Raw genomic sequence first — 17,911 nt, forward strand, 5'->3', positions numbered from 1 at the left:
TCAGGCTACCGCTCGGCGACGGCACACCTGTCTACACTGACGAGGTGATCTTCCGGAGGGTGAACGACGGGCGGCCGTACCCCGACCACGGCCTGTCGCAGCGTGAGTGGGCCGACGTCTCGCCCAGCCAGGTCCGGCTCGCCGACCTCACCACCACCAAGACGCAGCTCGACCTCGAGAACCTGCTCGACGAGGACTCCACCTACTTCGGCGACCTGTTCGCGCACGTCGTGGCCTGGAAGGGCGAGCTGTTCCTCGAGGACGGCCTGCACCGTGCGGTCCGCGCAGCGCTCCAGCAGCGCGCCATGCTCCACGCCCGCGTCTACACCCTGAGCGGGTCCCGATGAACGCCCGCAGCGGTGCCGCCGGACCGCTCGTGCTGCTCGGCAGCGTCGTGGTGCTCGTCGCCGGGCTCTTCGTGGGCTTCCGCCTGCTGACCGCGTCGGCCGAGACGATCGACGCCGGGCCCACGTGCGAGACGCGCGTGGTCGCGGCCGAGGACGAGGTCACGAGCAACCTGATCACCGTCGACGTCTACAACGCCAGCTCCCGCGCGGGCCTAGCCAACCGGGTCAGCATCAACCTCCAGCGTCGCGGGTTCCTGGCCGGCCAGATCGGCAACTCCACGAGCAAGGTCGACGCCGACGTCGCCGTGGTGCTCACCAACGACCGCGACGACCCGCGGGTCCGGCTGGTGGCCGCGCAGTTCGGCTCCAAGGTCCAGTACGCCGAGCCCGACATCGAGGTCGACGGCGACTCCGTGACGGTGATCGTCGGCGACGACTTCAAGAAGCTCGGCAAGGACGTGCGCACGACGAAGAACGACCGCCGCTTCACGGTCTGCCTGCCCACCGTCCCAGCTGTCTGACCCAGCCGTCTGACCCAGCCGTCGTACCCGCCGCCCGACCCGGTCAGGGTTCCTCGCGGTCCCAGCCCGCGAGCCGACCGTGGCGCCCGACGGCGAGCAGCCGCTGCTCCGTGGCCTCGCGCACGTCACGCGTGGCCACGACCAGCAGGTCGTCGCCCCGGACCAGGCGGGTGGTGCGGTGCGGCACGAACGGCTCACCGTCGCGGACGACGAGCGAGACCGACGCGCCCTGCGGCAGCCGCAGCTCGCCCACCTCGACGCCGGCGAGCCGCGACTTCCTCGGGACGTGCACCTGCAGCAGGTCGGCCGAGATCCGTTCGAGCGGTGCCGCCTCCACCTCGACGTCGCGCACCTCGTCGTGGAGCACCCCGCACCAGCGGGCCAGCCGCGACAGGGGTGCGGCCTGGACGAGCGTGTAGACCACGACGGCCACGAACACGATGTCGAACAGGTCGCGCGAGCCGGGCACGTCGGCGGCGAGCGGGATGGTGGCCAGGATGATCGGCACCGCGCCACGCAGGCCGGCCCACCCCACGAACAGCTGCTCGCGCCAGCCCACGCGGAACCAGACCGCACAGCTGGCGACCGAGAGCGGCCGGGCCACGAAGGTGAGCACGGCGCCGACGACCAGACCGGTCCAGATGTGCCACAGGGTGAACTCCGAGGGGCTAGCGAGCAGGCCGAGCATGACGAACAGCCCGATCTGGGCGAGCCAGCCGACGCCCTCCACGAAGGAGCGGGTCGCCACGCGGTGCGGCAGCTCGGTGTTGCCGAGCACGAGGGCACACAGGTAGACCGCCGCGAAGCCGCTGGCGTGGCCCAGCACCGCGAGCCCGTACGCCAGGACGGTGAACGCGAGCACGATGAGCGGGTAGAGGCCCGAGGCGGGCAGCGCCATGCTGCGCAGCAGCCGGCCCGCGCCGAAGCCGACGACCAGGCCGACGATGCCGCCGACGACGATCTCGAACACGATCAGTCCCGCGAACGACGCGATGCCCCCGTCGGCGATCTGGCCTGCACTGATCGCGGTGACGAGCACGACGATGGGAGCGTCGTTGAGGCCGGACTCCGCCTCCAGCACCCCCTTGACGCGCGGGGTGAGCGGCACGGCTCGCAGCACCGAGAAGACCGCGGCCGCGTCGGTGGGGGTGAGGACGGCGGCGAGGAGCACCGCGATCTCCCAGCGCAGGTCGAGCACGTAGTGGGCCGCCAGGGCGACCACCAGCACGCTGACCACGGAGCCGAGCGTGGCCAGCAGCAGGCCCAGGCCGATCGACGGGCGCACGTGCTCCCAGCGGGTGGTGAGACCGCCCTCGGCGAGGATCAGGACGAGCGCGCCGAAGCCCATGGCCAGGGCCAGGTCGGCGTCGTCGAACTGCACGCCGAGACCTTCCTCGCCGATGAGCAGGCCGATGCCCAGGTACACCAGGAGCGAGGGGAGGCCGGCGGTGACCGAGAGCCGCACGGCGAGGATCGCGGCGATGAGGACGGCCGACCCGACGAGCAGGAACGCGTCGAGGTCGTGGATGTCCATCTCCGGGCCTCCCGCGCTCGCCGAGTGCTGATCCTATCGGCCGCCGACCGCCCGTTAACCTGCAGGGACGAGCTGCGTGCGGTGGGATGGACGGATGCGTCGACGTCGGTTCCTGTCCCTCGGCTCCGCGGTCGTCGGCTCGACGGTGCTGGGCGGAGGCGTGCTCGCGGCCTGCTCGTCCGGAGGCGGCCCCAGCGGTGGGGACGGCGGTGCGACGATGGGCTCCGTGGAGCGCATCACCTACGGCACCGACCCCGCGCAGTTCGCGGAGCTGACCCGGCCGACCGGCGAGTCACGAGGCGTCGTCGTCGTGATCCACGGCGGCTTCTGGCGGGCGGAGTACGACCTGTCCCTCGGACGTCCGCTCGCCGCGTCGCTGGCGGCGCAGGGGTGGACGGCGTGGAACCTGGAGTACCGACGGGTCGGGAGCGGGAAGGGTTCCGGCGGTGGCTGGCCGCAGACGCCCGACGACGTGAGCGCCGGCATCGACGCGCTGGCCGACGTCGAGGACCTCGACCTCAGCCGGGTGGTCACCCTCGGGCACTCGGCCGGCGGGCACCTCGCGGTGTGGGCCGCGGGACGTCAGCGCCTCGACCGCTGGCGCGACGCGCGCGTGCCGGTGACGGCGGCCGTCTCGCAGGCGGGCGTGCTCGACCTCGTGGGAGCGGTCCGCGAGGACCTGGGGGCCGGAGCGGTCGAGGCCTTCCTCGGTGCACCGGTCGCCGACGTCCCCGACGCCGATCCCCTGCAGCAGGTCCCTCTCGACGTGCCGGTGTGGTGCGTGCACGGTCGCGCCGACACGAACGTGCCGTACTCGCAGTCGCGCACCTACGTCGACGCGGCGCGGGCCGCCGGTGCCGACGCGAACCTCGCGCCGGTCGACGGCGACCACTTCGTCGTCATCGACCCGCAGAGCGAGGCGTGGGCGTCGACGCTGAACGTGCTCGAGGGGCTGTAGCGACCACGAGCCACGTCCAGCCCGCGGCGAGCAGCACCATGGAGAGCACGCCCCACGGACGGTAGACGTGCTCCTGCCAGAACATGACCGACCCGACGAGCACCAGGACGGCACCGGGCAGCGCCCGCACGACCCCGGCCCGGCTGGCCACCCCGACGGCCAGCGCGGTGGCGCCGATGTAGGCGTAGGACCCGATGGCCCCCAGGTCACCCGCCACCGGGAACACGATGCCCAGTCCGCCGGCCTCCGCGTCCTTGATGGCACCGCCGGCGATGCCGGCCAGCACGTCGAGGCTCGTGTAGAAGCAGGCGTAGACGTAGGCGAGCACGCCCACGACCACCCCGACCACGCGATCGTGGGTGCGCGCCACCAGCCATGGTCCGAGGGCGAGCAGCGGGAAGACCGGCAGCAGCACGGTGTGCATCATCTGCCAGTGCCCGGCGTCCTCGACGGTGAGCACGGCCGGGTGGGTCAGCCCCAGGACCGCCGTGAACAACGGCGGCACGGCCACGGCGACGATCATCAGGTAGCGGCTCATCCGCCCACGGTAGGCAGGATCGGCCCCTCCCGCCGGACGAGCGGGCCGGACCTGCGGCTGCGCCGCCTCCACTCGAGCTGGACCTGCGGCTGCGCTGCCTCCACTCGGGCCGGGCCTGCGGCTGCGCTGCCTTCCACTCCGTGCGGGCCTGGTCTCCGAGAGGCCTCGACGGAGCAGGGGCGCCCGGTGCGGCCGAGCACGCCGTCCATCGGTGGATCCTCCACCTCAGGACGGCTTCTGCGGTTGACGATCGACCGACGACGAGCCGCGCAGCGCAGCCCAGGATCCGCGAAGGCCTGGGGGACGTCGGTCAGGACTGGTCGTCGACCCAGCCGTGGGTGCGGGAGTGCAGCTCCGCGCAGACCGCCCGGTAGAAGCGCTCGACCTCGGGGCCGGAGAAGTCCGTGGCCCCGGAGAAGGTGTCGGATCGGGCCTGGAACCACAGCGCCGCACGCAGCAGCGCGATGCCCAGGGAGCCGTCGAGGTCCTCGCCGCGCTCCACCGCGTCGAAGGCGGGCCGGTACGCGGTCTGCACGATCGTCGCGGTCGAGGAGGACAGGAAGAACGCCGCGTCGAAGGTCTGGGCGAACCCGTGCAGCGCCGACCAGTCCGCGTCGGGGCCGGGCACCCGCACCCGCCGCGAGACCGCCAGCTGCTTCTTGTGCGGGACGTTGCGCGGGCCGCTCACCGGGACTCCAGCTGCGCCACGAGCTCGCGCACGGCGCGGGCGTAGCCGTCGACCCCTTCGCCCACCACGGTCAGGGCGGCGACGTCGGTCAGGTACGAGAAGTGGCGGAACTCCTCGCGGGCGTGCACGTCGGACACGTGCACCTCGGCGAACGGGAGCGCCACTCCGGTGAGCGCGTCACGCAGCGCCACCGACGTGTGCGTCAGGCCACCGGGGTTGATGACGATGCCGGCGCAGGTGCCTCGCGCGTCGTGGACGGCGTCGATGAGCACACCCTCGTGGTTGCTCTGCATCGCGCTCACCGCGTACCCGAGCTCGTCGGCCGTGCGCTCCACGAGCGCGACGACGTCGGCGAGCGTGGCGCTGCCGTAGACCTCGGGCTCGCGGGTGCCGAGCAGGTTGAGGTTGGGACCGTTGACCAGGAGCAGGCGGCGCGCAGACACGTCGTTCACGTGGTCACGCTATCGGGCCCTGCTCACCTCACTGCCAGACCCGCACGTGGTCGACCTCCATCGTCGCAGGGAGCTGCGTGTCCGACGTGGGCGCATTGGCTCCCGAGCCCAGCATCTGGGTGAGGTTGATCGTGTAGTCCTGGTCGAAGGGCTGGCCCTGGAGGAGCTGGCCCACGAGCGTGATCTTGTGGTCGAGGCAGACCGCGCCGTCGTACTCGACCCGGATCCGGTCGCGGTCCCACTCCAGCGAGTAGGTGTGCCACTGGGTGGGGTCCTGGACCATGCAGTAGTAGTTCGTGAAGCCGGGCGACGTCGTGGCGTAGTGCATGGTCGGGATGAGCCGGTCCGGGTACTGCGAGTAGAACTCGGCGATGTCCATCTCGCCCGAGCCGGCGACGTCCCAGTACTTCATCGTCTCCGGGAAGAGCCAGAGCGCGCTCTGCACGCCGGGCTGCGTGGTGGTGGGCATCTTGGCCCGGATCTCGACTCGTCCGCGGTCGAGCGTGTACCGGCCCCAGGTGGTGACCGAGCCCGACGTGTAGCGGGTGGTCACGGTCTTGCCCTCGGCGGTGCACGTGACCGGCTCGTCCTCCATCCGCGTGGTCAGGCGCAGGCTGCCGTCCGCGACGCTCAGGTTCTCCGGGCGGTCGACCCAGCAGTCGCCGTAGGTGAGGCCGGTGGCCTCGCTCGTGGCGACGAGCCACTTGCTGCTGTCGAGGGCGTCGCCGTCGAAGTCGTCGCTGAAGGTGCAGCTCCAGGCCGAGCCGTCGGTCTTGAGCCGCGTGGGGCCGCAGGCGTCGGCGGACGCGTCGGACCCGGTGGTCGGGACAGGCGTCGGCGTCGGGGTCGGCGTCGGGGTCGGGGTCGGCGTGGGCGTGGGCGTCGCCGTCGGAGTGGGGGTCGGCGAGGCAGAAGGCTTCGGCGCGGGCTTGGCCTTCGCAGCGGCCACGGCGCGCGACCGCGCGAGCGAGGTGGCCGCTGCACTGGCGCTGGCGGTGGCCCGCTTCCTGGCCGTGGCCCGTGCCCGCGAGAGAGCCCGCGACCGGGCCAAGGACGTGGCCTTCTTCTTGCTCGTGCTGGTCGCCTTGGCGGCTGCGACCGCGCGGGCGGTCCGTCGGATCGTCGCCGTGCCCCGGTACCCGTCGTGGACGGCCGACCGGGTCACGGTCGAGGTGGCGGTGGCGCTCTTCTTCGCCGTCACCGTGTACCGACGGGCGGCGTCGGCACTCGGCGCCACGAGCGTGGACATCAACAAGGCGCCGACGACGAGCAGGACGACACGTGTCGCCCCGCCCGCGCAGCGCCGCCTGACGGCGGTCTGCATGGTGTTCTCCCTCTGTTGCGGAACAACGCCCAACGCTCTGCGCGTCACTCGTGCCCTATGGCGGCCTCCCAACCACCACATGCGGACGTTGTCCCGGTTTCAATCGGGACTTTAGTCCTTTTCGGCCCCATCTCGCATCCCGATCGCGGAAGACGTTCGACCGGTACCGTGGAGGCAGCGCGAAGGAGGAGCGAATGACCACGATCGTCGTCGGATACGTCGCCACGCCCGAGGGTGAGGCCGCCTGGAGCTGGGGTGTCGAGCACGCTGCCGCCGTGGGCGCGAAGGTGGTGGTGATCGCCTCGGACACGCCCCACCCCGACGTCACGCCCGAGTCGGTCGTCGAGCAGCTCGAGTCGCGCCTGGCCGACGCCGGCGTCGAGCACGAGGTGGTGCACTTCGTGGGCTCCAGCGGTGCCGCGGACTCGATCCTCGACAACGCCCACCGCCACGACGCCTCGCTCGTCGTGATCGGTCAGCGACGCCGCTCGCCCGTGGGCAAGCTCGTGCTCGGCTCCACGTCGCAGCGGATCCTCCTCGAGGCCGAGTGCCCCGTCGTGGCGGTCAAGGCACCACGCTGACCTCCGCGCTCGGCCGCCTGCCCGCCGAGGTGGTGCAGACCGACCCCGACGTCGTGGCCGGGTTCGCGCACGACGAGGCCCAGCTGGTGGAGCGCGCGCTGCCGGTGGCGGTGCTGTCGCCACGCACGACCCGCGAGGTCGCGGCCTGCGTGGTCGCGGCCGACGAGGCAGGCCTGGCGGTCGTCACCCGCGGGGCCGGCACCGGACTGGCCGGCGGCGCCAACGCTCCCGCCGGGTCGGTGGTCCTCAGCACCCGTCGGCTCGACCGGATCCTCTCGATCGACGTCGAGGAGCGTGTCGCGGTGGTGCAGCCCGGCGTGATCACCGCCGACCTGCGCACGGCCGTGGCCGACGTCGGGCTGTTCTACCCACCCGACCCGGGCAGCGTCGCGATCTCCACCATCGGCGGCAACGTGGCCACGAACGCCGGCGGCATGTGCTGCGTGAAGTACGGGGTGACCGGTGACTACGTGCTCGGCCTGGAGGCGGTCCTCGCCGACGGACGCGTGATGCGCACCGGGCGACGCACCGTGAAGGGGGTCGCCGGCTACGACCTGACCAGCCTGCTCGTCGGCTCCGAGGGCACGCTGGGCGTGATCACCGAGGTCACGCTCCGCCTGCGACCCGCTCCCCCTCCACCCTCGACCGTCGTCGCGACCTTCGCCGACCTGGAGGACGCCGGCCGGGCGGTGGAACGGCTCTCCGCCGACGCCATCGACCTCTCGATGCTCGAGCTCCTCGACGCCACCACGCTCGCGGCCGTCGACGCACACACCCACATGGGCATCGACGCCGCCGCGATGCTGCTGGTGCAGACCGACCTGCCCGAGGCGCAGACCACCGTGGAGGCCGTGCGCCGCATCTGCGACGCCTCCGGAGCGGTCGACGTGGCGCTCACCACGGATGCCGCCGAGGGCGCGCAGCTGCTCGAGGCCAGACGCCAGGCGCTTCCTGCTCTCGAGCGCCTGGGCGACTGGCTGCTCGACGACGTGTGCGTCCCGCGGCGGGCCGTCGTCGACCTGGTCACCGGCATCCAGCGGGTCGCCGCGGACGAGGACCTGAGGATCGGGGTGTTCGGGCACGCCGGCGACGGCAACATGCACCCCACGATCATCTTCGACCGGCGCGACCCGGCCGACGTGGCGGCGGCGCACCGCGCCTTCGACGCGATCACCGCCCTGGCCCTCGAGCTGGGTGGGACGGTCACCGGCGAGCACGGCGTGGGCCGGCTCAAGTCCGGCTGGCTCACGCGCGAGCTCGACCCCGTGGCCCTCGACGTGCACCACGCCGTGAAAGCCGCGTTCGACCCCGCCGGGCGCCTCAACCCCGGCAACGTCCTGTCGCCACGCCCCGAGGGCTGAGCCGCGGCCACCGCCGCCCGGCCGACGTGGGAGGGCTCAGGAGGCGTCGGGGAGCGCGCGCTCGAGGATCGCGGCCGTGTCGACCCCGACGTCGAGCGTCCCGAAGGCCAGCCCGCCCTGCCCGCCGAGGCGCGACGAGCAGAAGGCGTCGGCCACGGCCGGCGTGGAGTGCCGCACGAGCAGCGAGCCCTGGAGTGCCAGTGCCATCTGCTCCACGAGCCGACGCGCACGGAACTCGATGCTCGAGAGGTCGGCCGTTGCCGCGGTGAGGTCGGCGCCCAGTCGGTCGGCCGCGGCATCGAGGTGGCGGTTCGCACCCTTCCCGAGCCCGATCTCGTGCATGAGCACGTCGGCCACGACCGGCTCCCGTCCGAGCGCGCGCAGGACGTCGAGCGCGTTCACGTTGCCCGAGCCCTCCCAGATGGAGTTGAGCGGGGCCTCGCGGTAGAGCCGCGGCATGCCCGACTCCTCGACGTACCCGTTGCCCCCGAGGCACTCCATGGCCTCGGCGGTGAAGGCCGGGCCACGCTTGGTGATCCAGTACTTGCCGAGGGCGGTGCCGATGCGCCGGAACGCCTGCTCCTGCTCGTCGCCCCGGAGCGCCCGGTCGGTGGCACCCGCCAGCCGCATGGTCAGCGACGTCGCAGCCTCGGACTCGACGGCGAGGTCGGCCAGGACGTTGCGCATGAGGGGCTGGTCGACGAGCAGCGCGCCGAAGGCGGAGCGGTGCGACACGTGGTGCCCGGCCTCCACCAGCGCCTTGCGCATGAGGGTGCTGGTGCCGGCCGCGCAGTCCAGACGGGTGCAGCCGACCATGTCGATGATGGTGCGGACACCACGCCCCTCGTCGCCCACGAGCCAGGCGACCGTGCCGTCGAACTCCGGCTCCGACGACGCGTTGGACCGGTTGCCCAGCTTGTCCTTGAGGCGGACGATGTGGAACGGGTTGCGCGTGCCGTCGGGCAGGATCCGCGGCACCAGGAAGCAGGACAGGCCGCCGGGCGACTGCGCGAGCACGAGGAAGACGTCGCACATCGGGGCCGACGTGAACCACTTCGCGCCGTGCAGCGTGAAGACACCCGGCTCGCCGGTGGGTCGGGCGACCGTGGAGTTGGTGCGCACGTCGGACCCGCCCTGGCGCTCCGTCATGCCCATGCCGGCGAGCAGGCCGCGCTTCGTCGAGGGGGTCCGCAGCCCCGGGTCGTAGATGCGCGACGTGAGCAGCGGCTCGTACACGGCGGCGAGCTCGGGCTGGTGGCGCAGCGCCGGCACGACCGCGTACGTCATGGTCACGGGGCAGCCGTGCCCGGCCTCCGTGTGACCCCACACGAGCCCCCTCGCGGTGCGGGCCGCGTGGGCGCCGGGCCGGTCGTCGACCCAGGCCGCGCCGCCCATCCCCTCGGCGATCGAGGTGCGCATGAGGTGGTGCCAGGCCGGGTGGAACTCGACCTCGTCCACGCGGTTCCCGTAGCGGTCGACGGTGCGCAGCTCCGGGTCGAACCGGTTGGCGTCCTCGGCCCACTGCTGGGCCTCGACCCCGCCCGCCAGCTGCCCGACGCGCCGGACGTCGGCCTCGTTCCAGCCGGCTCCCTCGCGGTGCAGGGCCTCCAGGAGTGCCACGTCGGCGGAGGCGTCGTAGGGCGCGAGGGGCGGGGCCTGGTTGGCGTCCTGCACACCGGTCGGAGCAGTAGCGTGGCCGTCGGCGGCGGGGTACGGCGTGGTGGTCATGCACCAAGCATTGCATCATCGCTACAGTTGTCAAGAAAGTGCAATGTCCAGTCGCTCGATCGAGGGGGGAGACCGATGGAGGTCCGCCCCCTCAGCGCGCGGTCGATCGTGCTCAGCCTGCTGCTCGCCGTACACCCTCCCGAGCTGACGGCCGCCCAGCTCGTCGCCCTCGGCGAGGTCTTCGACGTCCCCGAGTCCACGGTGCGGGCGGCACTCACCCGGCTGGTGGCGGCCGGCGACCTCGAGCGCACCGACGGGGTGCACAGGATCGGCGAACGGCTCCGGGCGCGCCAACGGTTCCAGGACGCCGCGCTCGACCCGCCCTACCGCTCGTGGGACGGCACCTGGGAGACCGTCGTCGTGGTGGCCACGGGCCGCGCGGCCGGCGACCGGGTGGCGTTCCGCCTGGAGATGGAGCAGCTGCGGCTGGCGGAGCTGCGCGAGGGCGTGTGGACGCGGCCGGCGAACCTGGACCGCCCCCTGCCCGACTGGTCGGCGGACCTGGCCGTGGTCGCGACGTCGAACCCGTCCGACGTCCGCGCGCTCGTCGGCCGGCTGTGGGACCTCGACTCCTGGACGCGCACCGGCGATGCACTGCTCGCGGCGCTCGCAGAGGACCTCTCGCCCGCCGACCGGCTCGCCGTCGCTGCCGCGCTGGTTCGGCACCTGCGGACCGACCCCGCCCTGCCCCCGTCGCTGCGACCGAAGACCTGGAACGGTCCGGCCCTGGCGACCGCCTACGCCGCCTACCAGGCGGAGCTGGCAGCGGTGCTGGCCCCGGTCAGCGAGCCTCCCGCCACGCGTCAGGGCAGCGGAACCCGCAGGAACCGCGGCCGGTAGAGGAACGGGTCCTCGGCCACGACCGCGGGATCGGTGTCGTTCTGGCTGTAGGAGACGACCACGCTGCCCTCCTCGGGCAGCAGGTCCGGGTGCGCCAACGGCATGTAGCGCAGCCGCCCCTTCGACGACGACGGGATCGACGCCAGCGGCGGCCCCGCCGTGAAGGGACCGGTCGGCGAGGGCGCGGACCAGATCACGAGGTCGGTGCCCAGGAACTCGTCGCGCTTGCTCACGGCGTACCACCGGCCGGCGCGCTCGAACACGCTCAACGTCTGCGACACCCCACCCTGCGCAGGAACCAGCAACGCGGCGTCCTCGGCCCTGCGGCCCCACGACTCGCCGTCCCAGTAGCGCCACCGACCGACGTCGAGGATGTCGTCGGGACGCACCCTCGCCACGCGGAGGTCGAAGCCGAACACCAGCCGCTCGCCCGGGTTCGCGGTGCCGTAGAGGTAGACCCAGCCGTCGTGGACCGTCGCGGCGGCACCCCACGTGGGCCGCTCGGTGCCGGACCGGTCCGCGCCGACGTCGCGGACCGACAGCAGCTGCGGCGTGCGGCCGCGCGGCACGATGAACAGGGCGATCGCGGGGCCGAGGTTGTCGAACGCGAGCTCACCGTCCGGGGCGGAGGCGCCCTCGACCCGTTGGGCGCTCACGCCGACCAGGTCGTAGCCGGTGCGCTCGACCTTCGCGATCGACATCGGCCAGTAGCCCACGCCGTCGGCGCGGTCCGGGATCAGCGCGCCCTTGTCAGGCGGCAGCACCACCTCGGCGCACTCGTCGTCGAAGACCAGCATGGAGTTGCGCACGAAGCGCTGGCCGTCGAAGTCGGCCGAGCGGAGGGTGTCGCCGAAGACCCACAGCCGTCGGCCGTCCTGCAGCGTGACGTCCGCGCCGACGTCGGCGCCCTCGAACTCTCCCCGGCCCCGCACCTTCGCGACCAGGTCGTTGAGGTCCGCGACCGAGCGGATCGGCTCGATCGGCAGGCACCGGGTCTGTTCGGCCGCACCCACGCGCGCCGGTTCCTCGACGTCGGGGGCGGCGAGCGAGGCGAGGGCCAGCATGGCCACCAGGGCCGGAACCGTGACGGCGAGGACCCGCACGCGCCACGGGGCACGCGGCAGGACCATGCCGTCACGATCTCACGTCGGTAGGGTCCAGCCATGTCCGGACGACGCTGGGTGCCGCTCGCCCTCGTCGTGGTGACCCAGGTGGTCGGCCTGGTCCTCGTCTCGGCCCTCGTGGTCGGCGACGACCCCCACGAGGCGCCGGTGACGATCGTCGCGCCGGCCGTCGTCGGGCAGGCGCTCGCCGACCGCGCCGACGCCGCGGGCATCCTCGACGCGTCCACCACGCAGGACCGTCGCGAGGGCGTGGACCGACTGGAGTCGGGTGCAGCCACGGCCGTGGTGGTCGTCGACCTGGCGACCGAGCGCGACCTCGTGCTGGTCCCTGGGTCGCAGGATCCTCAGCTGACCGCTGCCGTGGTGGCGCACGTGCGAGCCCTCTCCGCGTCCCTGGGTCGAACCCTCGACGTCGAGGAGGTGCCACCGAGGGCCTCCGTGCTCGATCGACGCGTGGTCGACCTCGCCCCGCTGGCGGCGGTGGCGGCGGGGATGCTCGGCGTCGCGGCCCTCGCCTGGTGGCGCGGACCGCAGGCGCGCACCGCGCAGGACGGGGTCCGTCGGGCCGCGGCCTCGGTGGTGCTCAGCGCCGTGGTCGGGCTCGCGCTCGCCATCGCCGCGGCCGCGGCCACGTCCGGCCCTTGGCTCGGATGGTGGCTGGTGCTGGGCGCCACGACGCTGGCGGCCTGCGCGGTCGCACAGGCCCTGCTCAGCGTGCTCGACGTCTGGGGCCTGGCCGTGGCGATCGCGGTCCTGCTCCTGACCGCACTGCCGGCGCTCGCCGGGACCGACCCGTGGCAGCAACCGGTCGCCTGGCGCTCGGTGACGTCATGGCTGCCGCACGCGGCCGGCCTCGACGCTGCCCGCGCCGTGGCCTTCCGCCAAGGGGCGGGCGTCGCGACGTCGCTCGGGGTGCTCGTCGCCTGGGTGGCGGCCTCCTTCGCCACATCGGCCCTGGCTCGGCGGGAGCGTCGGCGCGACGAGGAGTCGTCCAGGTCCGACGACCGCGGGGACGGCCACGTCGAGCACCGCCGGACCCGGTAGCCGCACCGTCACACCGATGCGACCAGCTGCCGGAGGGCGGTGACCACGGCCCCGGCCGCGAGCACCTCGGTGACCCCGGCCCGCACCCGCTCCGTCACGGAGTCGGCCAGCACCTCGACGGCGGCGTCGGCGCGGTCGCGCACGTCCTGGGACGGCGGACCGTCCTCGTCCTTCTCCTCACGCAGCATCACGGCGACCGCCTCCATGGCCTCGGCCGCGGGCTGCCGCAGACGCGGACCGAGCGCGACGTCCTCGCGGTCGGCGTGCTCGGTCATCGCCAGCAGGCCGGCGAGGTCGTCGACCACCAGCGAGAGGCGCTCGAGCGCCCGTGCGTGCTCGACCTGGCGGTCGGCCCACTCCTGCCACCGGCGGGCGCGCCAGTTCACCCGACGCACCTGCGTGGCCTGGGTGACGAGCCGTCCCATGGCCTGCGCGCGCGGACGGATGTCGTGGTGCCGGGCGAGCCACTGCTCGCGGTCCAGCGGCGGGTCGCTGCGCAGTGCGTCGGCGAGGTCGTCGAGCTGCGCGGCGAGCGCCTCGCGGGCGACGATGATCTGACGGTCCCCCGGCACCAGCGGCATCGGCGGAAGGGCTGCGTTCACCGCGACCCCGACGGCCGCGCCCAGCCCGGTGAGCAGCACGTAGCCGATGAGGTAGTCGACCAGACCGCTGCTGCCGATGATGAGGACGAACAGGGCTGCGATCGGCACCCAGTCGCCCATCTCGCCGAAGCGCCACCACCCTGCCGCGAGCGTGCCGAGGAGCACCACGACGGCCAGGCCCGGCACCGTCGGCACCACGGCGGCAGCCACGACGGCGAGCGCGGCCCCGAGCAGGATGGCCATCACCCCCTGCACGGACGCCTTGACGGAGTCGGCCACCGTCACGGAGACGGCGATGACCGCGCCCAGCGGGGCGTAGTACGGGTACTCGTCGGCAGCACCGCCGAGGGGCTGGACCGCGAGCCACGCCAGCACGGCGGCCACCGCCGCCTTGGCCGCTCTCGGTACGCGGGGATGGCGCGCGACGCCGTCGCGGACCTGGGCGGCCAGTCGGCTTCGTCCAGCGGGAGAGCTGCTCATGTCACGGACGTTCCCCGCCGTCGGCCCGCGATGCGTCCGGGGTCACGGTCAACGTGCTGACCACCAGACGCGACCCGGGCGATCGCACGATCGAGGCTTGCTAGGTTCTCCTCGTGGCTCGCCTTCGTGGTGTCGGTGCGTGTTCACCACCGATGAGGACGCGGCGCTGCACGTCGACTGACGCGACGTCTCCGGCTTCCCATGACGGTGTTCGTCGATGACGGTCCTGACCGCTCGGCGATGGCGCGTCGCGAGCCTGGCGTCGGCGAGCCTGGTCCTCGCCCTGGCCGGCGGCAGCTCGCCGGACATGGCGACCAGACCGGGCACCGTCATCGACCTGCTGCAGGAGGACTGGCGGCACGTGCCCGGGATCGTCGAGGACACCGACGGTCTCCAGGTGACGGCGACGGGGAGGAGCATCGTCGAGCAGGACGGCGGGAGGAGGCAGGCGAACCCGCCGGTCGACCTGGGAACGCATCTGGCGACCGCGGACGACTTCACGCTCGGGGTGTCGTTCGCGGAGGTGACCGCCGATGCCACCCTGTCGCTCTACGACAGCCCACCGGTGATCGCCGACGAGTTCCGGATCGAGCCCGCGGGACTTCACCTCACGCTCCGCGGCGACGACCTGCGGATCGCACTCTTCGACGGCTCCCCCCAGCAGGACGTGGCCGACCCTCAGCCTGTGCGGGACGTGCGCGCCACGGTTCCCGACCCCGAGGCGGAGCTCTCCGTGCACCGTTCCGGCGACCGGCTCGACATCGCGAGCGGTGGGGACACGGTGTCCTCCCTGCCCCTCGGCGACGTCTTCGACTCTGGCGCGCTGTGGTTGGGCCTGTCGAGCGAGAAGGGGTCCTTCGCGGTCCGTTCGCTCACGGCCGCGGCGCCGCGTGGCGCCTCCCTGAGCACCGCAGCTCCCGTGGCGGCCGACGCGAGCGTGGCTCCCGACGGGCTGCAGGCTCGTGCCGCCCGTTCTCGTCCGGACTTCCTGATCGGCGCGGCCGTGGCACTGGGTCCGCTCGCCTCGGACGAGGACTACGCGAGCAGCTTCGTGGGCAACTTCGGCGCCCTCACCCCGGAGAACGCGATGAAGCCGCAGGCGCTCTCCCCGCGGCAGGGGGAGTACCGCTTCGAGGAGGCCGATGCCCTCCTCGACCTCGCGGAGAGCAAGGGAATCGCCGTGCACGGCCACACGATCGCCTTCACCGAGGCGATGCCCCGGTGGATGCGGGAGCTCCCCACCGGCTCCGAGGAGGAGCGCCAGGCCAGTGCCGAGGTCCTGCTCGACTACGTGACCACCGTCGTCACGCACTTCAAGGGTCGGCTCGAGTCGCTCGACGTCGTCAACGAACCGTTCGACGTCGACCAGGGAACCTTCCTGCAGGAGAACGTCTGGCACCGTGTCTTCGGGCCGACCTACCCGGTGGTCGTCTCGCAGGCGGTTCACGACGCCGACCCGGACGTCAGGCAGTTCATCAACGAGAACGGCGCCGACGTGCCGGGTCCCCGCCAGGACGCCCTCCTCCAGCTGGCTCTCGACACGAACGCTCGGGGTGGACACATCGACGGCGTGGGCCTCCAGGCTCACGTCTACGACCTCGACACCGATGCGATCTCGGCCGATGACCTCGCCACGACGTTCGACAGCTTCGACGATGCCGGGCTGGACGTCCGGATCTCCGAGAACGACGTCACGGACAGCGAGGGGCAGGACGCCCAGGCGGAGCAGTACGCCACGGTCCTCGCCTCCTGCCTCCGATCGGACGCCTGCGTCTCCTACACGACATGGGGGGTGGACGATCGGTACGACTGGTACCTCGACGACGACGGCGTGCAGCAGGGCCACGACCTCCTGTTCGACGACGGAGAGCCGACGCCCGCGTACGACGCGGTCATGAGCGTCCTCGCCGACTGACCGTCGAGCAGTGCGGGCTGTCTCGGCGGGGGGACCGCACGGCGCCGGCCGTCTACAGCGCGAGAGTCGACCCGGTCTGCTCCAGCGCCAGTGCGATCGCCCGCCGCTGGAGGTCGAGGTCGAGCGCGTGGTCGCTAAGCCTGGCGTCGCCGATCGGGCCGCGGGTCTCCTTGAGCCGCTGCGGACCGCGGTAGGCGCCCGAGGGCGCCGTCGTGGCGGCGTCGAGGATCGCCGTCGCCCCCTGCGCCGACGACTGCAGGAAGACCGGTCCGGCCAGGCGGGCGGCGATGCGCACGGCGGCCCGCGCCCCCATGCCGTCGCGACTGGAGAACAGCCGCGTCGAGGAGACGCCCGGGTGGCACACCACCGACGCGAGCGGCGCCCCGGCCTCCGCGGCGAGGCGGTGCAGCTCGTGGCCGAGGAACACGTTGCCCAGCTTGCTGTTGCCGTACGCGCGCCGCGCGTCGTAGGACGCGGGATGGCCGGCCTCGAGGATGGAGCCGTCTCCTGCGTGGTGCGCCAGTGACGCGACCGTGACCACGCGTGCCCGCTCGGACTCCAGCAGCACGGGGAGCAGTCCGGCCGTGAGCGCGACGTGGCCCAGGTGGTTCGTGCCGTACTGCAGCTCGAAGCCGTCCTGGGTCGACCGCCGCGTCGGCGGGGCCATGACCCCGGCGTTGTTCACCAGGAGGTCGAGCGGCCCGCCCCATCGGTCGACGAGCGCACGCACGGAGTCCAGCGACGCCAGGTCGAGATGCTCCACGAGGGCACCGCGGCCGATCTCGTCCGCCGCTGCCTGCCCCGCTGCCACGTCGCGGCACGCCAGGACCACCTGAGCACCGGCGCCGGCCAGCTGCCGGGCGGCGTGGAACCCGATGCCGCTGTTGGCGCCGGTGACGAGCACCGTCGCACCGTCGACGACGCTCAGGTCCTGGTGGTGTCGCGCCATGCTCGACTCCTCGGGTCCGGCTCCTCCGGGCGGACGAGCCGGACCCATCGTGCCACCGTCGCCCTTCAGCCCTCGACGGCCGACGTCCGTCGCGCTGACGATCGTTCCGCCGCCCGCGTGCCCGGCGTCGGGAACCAGCGCCACACCACGAATGACTGACCCAGCGTCCACACCTGGCTGAAGACCCAGTAGACGAGGAGCCCCACCGGCACGAAGGCGCCCGCCGCCAGCAGCCCGACGGAGGACAGCGTGGGCATCAGGCGCGTGGCCTGCTGCACCGCCTCCGGCATGCCGTCCGTCGTCGTGTTGGGCAGGGCGAAGAAGTGCTGCGTCGCGAACGACACGGCCGCGGCCACGACGGCGAGGGTCAGCACCACGGCGAGGTGCGAGCCGTCCTGACCGAGCACGCCGCTGTCGGCCAGGCCGGCGCCGAACAGCTGGGCGCGGTCGAACAGCGCCACCTGGTCGGCGTCCATCGACCCGACGGCCGAGCCGGCGGCAACGTCGGAGATCAAGTGGTACAGCGCGAACCAGACGGGCAGCTGCACCAGCACGGGCAGGCACCCGAGCCTCGAGACCCCGTGCTCGGCTGACAGGGCGCGCCTCTCCTCCATCATGGCGCGCAGGCTGTCGGGGTCGGTGCGTCCCTTGTAGCGCTGGGCGATCTCCTGCAGGTGGGGCCTGGCGACCGCCATGCGCCGCGCGTTGCGCACCTGGTGGACCGTGAGCGGCAGCAGCAGACCACGCACCACCACCACGATCGCGGCGATGCTGAGGCACCAGCCGACGGCACCACCGGGGTCGGCCCCGAGGTTCTCGGCAAGGGCGTGGGCGGTGGACATGAGGGTGGACAGGACGTGCTTCAACGGGTCGAGCATGGGGATCTCCTGGTCTGAGGGTCGGATCGGGCGCGTCGCCCGAAGGC

Annotated in this window: 18 protein-coding genes; 8 read left to right on the forward strand and 10 right to left on the reverse strand. The window is 72.9% G+C overall.

The features are described from left to right. Window positions 1-44: 44 nt before the first annotated feature. On the forward strand, window positions 45-347 hold the full coding sequence (locus ASF37_RS04340; protein WP_055961218.1) for a type II toxin-antitoxin system VapB family antitoxin: 303 nt from the start codon (window positions 45-47) through the stop codon (window positions 345-347). Further along, window positions 344-868 carry a LytR C-terminal domain-containing protein gene (locus tag ASF37_RS04345; RefSeq protein WP_056551915.1) on the forward strand — a complete coding sequence of 175 codons (525 nt, stop codon included), beginning with the start codon at window positions 344-346 and terminating at the stop codon, window positions 866-868. The genes ASF37_RS04340 and ASF37_RS04345 overlap by 4 nt, the downstream gene beginning before the upstream one ends. Window positions 869-911: 43 nt before the next feature. Here ASF37_RS04345 and ASF37_RS04350 read toward each other — a convergent pair whose 3' ends face one another. Beyond that, window positions 912-2,402, reverse strand: coding sequence for a potassium/proton antiporter (locus ASF37_RS04350; protein WP_055961225.1), 1,491 nt, complete (start codon window positions 2,400-2,402; stop codon window positions 912-914). A gap of 94 nt (window positions 2,403-2,496) precedes the next feature. On the opposite strand from ASF37_RS04350, the gene ASF37_RS04355 reads away from it, so the two are divergent. Further along, complete coding sequence (locus ASF37_RS04355; protein ID WP_056579235.1) at window positions 2,497-3,360, forward strand: S9 family peptidase; 864 nt, start codon at window positions 2,497-2,499, stop codon at window positions 3,358-3,360. Here ASF37_RS04355 and ASF37_RS04360 read toward each other — a convergent pair. The 4 genes from ASF37_RS04360 to ASF37_RS04375 all read right to left on the reverse strand — a co-directional run bounded on the left by ASF37_RS04360 (window position 3,302) and on the right by ASF37_RS04375 (window position 6,362). Beyond that, entirely contained in the window at window positions 3,302-3,898 is a 597-nt protein-coding gene (locus tag ASF37_RS04360; protein WP_055961231.1) for a hypothetical protein, read from the reverse strand. The two genes, ASF37_RS04355 and ASF37_RS04360, sit on opposite strands and share 59 nt — an antisense overlap. A 310-nt stretch (window positions 3,899-4,208) precedes the next feature. Next, window positions 4,209-4,586 carry a hypothetical protein gene (locus ASF37_RS04365; RefSeq protein ID WP_056551921.1) on the reverse strand — a complete coding sequence of 126 codons (378 nt, stop codon included), beginning with the start codon at window positions 4,584-4,586 and terminating at the stop codon, window positions 4,209-4,211. Beyond that, window positions 4,583-5,038 (reverse strand): type II 3-dehydroquinate dehydratase, encoded by a 456-nt coding sequence (gene aroQ, locus ASF37_RS04370; RefSeq protein ID WP_082506391.1) that lies wholly within the window; start codon window positions 5,036-5,038, stop codon window positions 4,583-4,585. Before aroQ ends, ASF37_RS04365 begins: the two co-directional genes overlap by 4 nt. A 28-nt stretch (window positions 5,039-5,066) precedes the next feature. Further along, the gene (locus tag ASF37_RS04375; protein WP_156368124.1) at window positions 5,067-6,362 is read right to left on the reverse strand and encodes a family 16 glycosylhydrolase; all 1,296 of its coding nucleotides are present in this window, start codon (window positions 6,360-6,362) and stop codon (window positions 5,067-5,069) included. 194 nt (window positions 6,363-6,556) lie between these two features. Here ASF37_RS04375 and ASF37_RS04380 point away from each other — a divergent pair, with 194 nt between their 5' ends. Continuing rightward, entirely contained in the window at window positions 6,557-6,943 is a 387-nt protein-coding gene (locus ASF37_RS04380; protein ID WP_056551926.1) for a universal stress protein, read from the forward strand. Next, a complete protein-coding gene (locus tag ASF37_RS04385; protein ID WP_235499953.1) occupies window positions 6,910-8,304 on the forward strand; it encodes an FAD-binding oxidoreductase in 1,395 nt (464 codons plus the stop codon). Before ASF37_RS04380 ends, ASF37_RS04385 begins: the two co-directional genes overlap by 34 nt. 36 nt (window positions 8,305-8,340) lie before the next feature. On the opposite strand, the gene ASF37_RS04390 is transcribed toward ASF37_RS04385, so the two are convergent. Beyond that, window positions 8,341-10,032 (reverse strand): acyl-CoA dehydrogenase family protein, encoded by a 1,692-nt coding sequence (locus tag ASF37_RS04390; protein ID WP_082495274.1) that lies wholly within the window; start codon window positions 10,030-10,032, stop codon window positions 8,341-8,343. Between the two features lie 75 nt (window positions 10,033-10,107). Between ASF37_RS04390 and ASF37_RS04395 the strand changes: the two genes are divergently transcribed. Then, window positions 10,108-10,872 carry a hypothetical protein gene (locus ASF37_RS04395; RefSeq protein ID WP_056579238.1) on the forward strand — a complete coding sequence of 255 codons (765 nt, stop codon included), beginning with the start codon at window positions 10,108-10,110 and terminating at the stop codon, window positions 10,870-10,872. On the opposite strand, the gene ASF37_RS04400 is transcribed toward ASF37_RS04395, so the two are convergent. Beyond that, complete coding sequence (locus ASF37_RS04400) at window positions 10,836-12,002, reverse strand: DUF4185 domain-containing protein (protein WP_056579240.1); 1,167 nt, start codon at window positions 12,000-12,002, stop codon at window positions 10,836-10,838. The two genes, ASF37_RS04395 and ASF37_RS04400, sit on opposite strands and share 37 nt — an antisense overlap. Before the next feature lie 33 nt (window positions 12,003-12,035). Here ASF37_RS04400 and ASF37_RS04405 point away from each other — a divergent pair, with 33 nt between their 5' ends. Beyond that, the gene (locus tag ASF37_RS04405) at window positions 12,036-13,040 is read left to right on the forward strand and encodes a hypothetical protein (RefSeq protein ID WP_056579242.1); all 1,005 of its coding nucleotides are present in this window, start codon (window positions 12,036-12,038) and stop codon (window positions 13,038-13,040) included. A gap of 8 nt (window positions 13,041-13,048) precedes the next feature. Here the strand turns inward: ASF37_RS04405 and ASF37_RS04410 are convergent, their stop codons facing one another. Continuing rightward, window positions 13,049-14,122, reverse strand: a complete 1,074-nt coding sequence (locus ASF37_RS04410; protein WP_156368125.1) for a hypothetical protein — start codon at window positions 14,120-14,122, stop codon at window positions 13,049-13,051. Window positions 14,123-14,339: 217 nt separating this feature from the next. On the opposite strand from ASF37_RS04410, the gene ASF37_RS04415 reads away from it, so the two are divergent. Beyond that, window positions 14,340-16,037 (forward strand): endo-1,4-beta-xylanase, encoded by a 1,698-nt coding sequence (locus tag ASF37_RS04415; RefSeq protein WP_056579246.1) that lies wholly within the window; start codon window positions 14,340-14,342, stop codon window positions 16,035-16,037. A gap of 52 nt (window positions 16,038-16,089) precedes the next feature. Here the strand turns inward: ASF37_RS04415 and ASF37_RS04420 are convergent, their stop codons facing one another. Continuing rightward, complete coding sequence (locus ASF37_RS04420) at window positions 16,090-16,986, reverse strand: SDR family NAD(P)-dependent oxidoreductase (RefSeq protein WP_162239938.1); 897 nt, start codon at window positions 16,984-16,986, stop codon at window positions 16,090-16,092. Between the two features lie 65 nt (window positions 16,987-17,051). Next, a complete protein-coding gene (yidC, locus tag ASF37_RS04425; RefSeq protein WP_056579249.1) occupies window positions 17,052-17,864 on the reverse strand; it encodes a membrane protein insertase YidC in 813 nt (270 codons plus the stop codon). Window positions 17,865-17,911: the final 47 nt, after the last annotated feature.

The organism is Aeromicrobium sp. Leaf289, from assembly GCF_001423335.1.
Taxonomy (GTDB): Bacteria; Actinomycetota; Actinomycetes; order Propionibacteriales; family Nocardioidaceae; genus Aeromicrobium.

Coding starts and splice junctions, on each gene's coding strand:
- ASF37_RS04345 (WP_056551915.1), top strand. CDS start 344: ATGAACGCCCGCAGCGGTGCCGCCGGACCGCTCGTGCTGCTCGGCAGC.
- ASF37_RS04350 (WP_055961225.1), bottom strand. CDS start 2,402: ATGGACATCCACGACCTCGACGCGTTCCTGCTCGTCGGGTCGGCCGTC.
- ASF37_RS04355 (WP_056579235.1), top strand. CDS start 2,497: ATGCGTCGACGTCGGTTCCTGTCCCTCGGCTCCGCGGTCGTCGGCTCG.
- ASF37_RS04360 (WP_055961231.1), bottom strand. CDS start 3,898: ATGAGCCGCTACCTGATGATCGTCGCCGTGGCCGTGCCGCCGTTGTTC.
- ASF37_RS04375 (WP_156368124.1), bottom strand. CDS start 6,362: ATGCAGACCGCCGTCAGGCGGCGCTGCGCGGGCGGGGCGACACGTGTC.
- ASF37_RS04380 (WP_056551926.1), top strand. CDS start 6,557: ATGACCACGATCGTCGTCGGATACGTCGCCACGCCCGAGGGTGAGGCC.
- ASF37_RS04390 (WP_082495274.1), bottom strand. CDS start 10,032: ATGACCACCACGCCGTACCCCGCCGCCGACGGCCACGCTACTGCTCCG.
- ASF37_RS04395 (WP_056579238.1), top strand. CDS start 10,108: ATGGAGGTCCGCCCCCTCAGCGCGCGGTCGATCGTGCTCAGCCTGCTG.
- ASF37_RS04400 (WP_056579240.1), bottom strand. CDS start 12,002: ATGGTCCTGCCGCGTGCCCCGTGGCGCGTGCGGGTCCTCGCCGTCACG.
- ASF37_RS04405 (WP_056579242.1), top strand. CDS start 12,036: ATGTCCGGACGACGCTGGGTGCCGCTCGCCCTCGTCGTGGTGACCCAG.
- ASF37_RS04410 (WP_156368125.1), bottom strand. CDS start 14,122: ATGAGCAGCTCTCCCGCTGGACGAAGCCGACTGGCCGCCCAGGTCCGC.
- ASF37_RS04415 (WP_056579246.1), top strand. CDS start 14,340: ATGACGGTCCTGACCGCTCGGCGATGGCGCGTCGCGAGCCTGGCGTCG.
- ASF37_RS04420 (WP_162239938.1), bottom strand. CDS start 16,986: ATGGCGCGACACCACCAGGACCTGAGCGTCGTCGACGGTGCGACGGTG.
- yidC (WP_056579249.1), bottom strand. CDS start 17,864: ATGCTCGACCCGTTGAAGCACGTCCTGTCCACCCTCATGTCCACCGCC.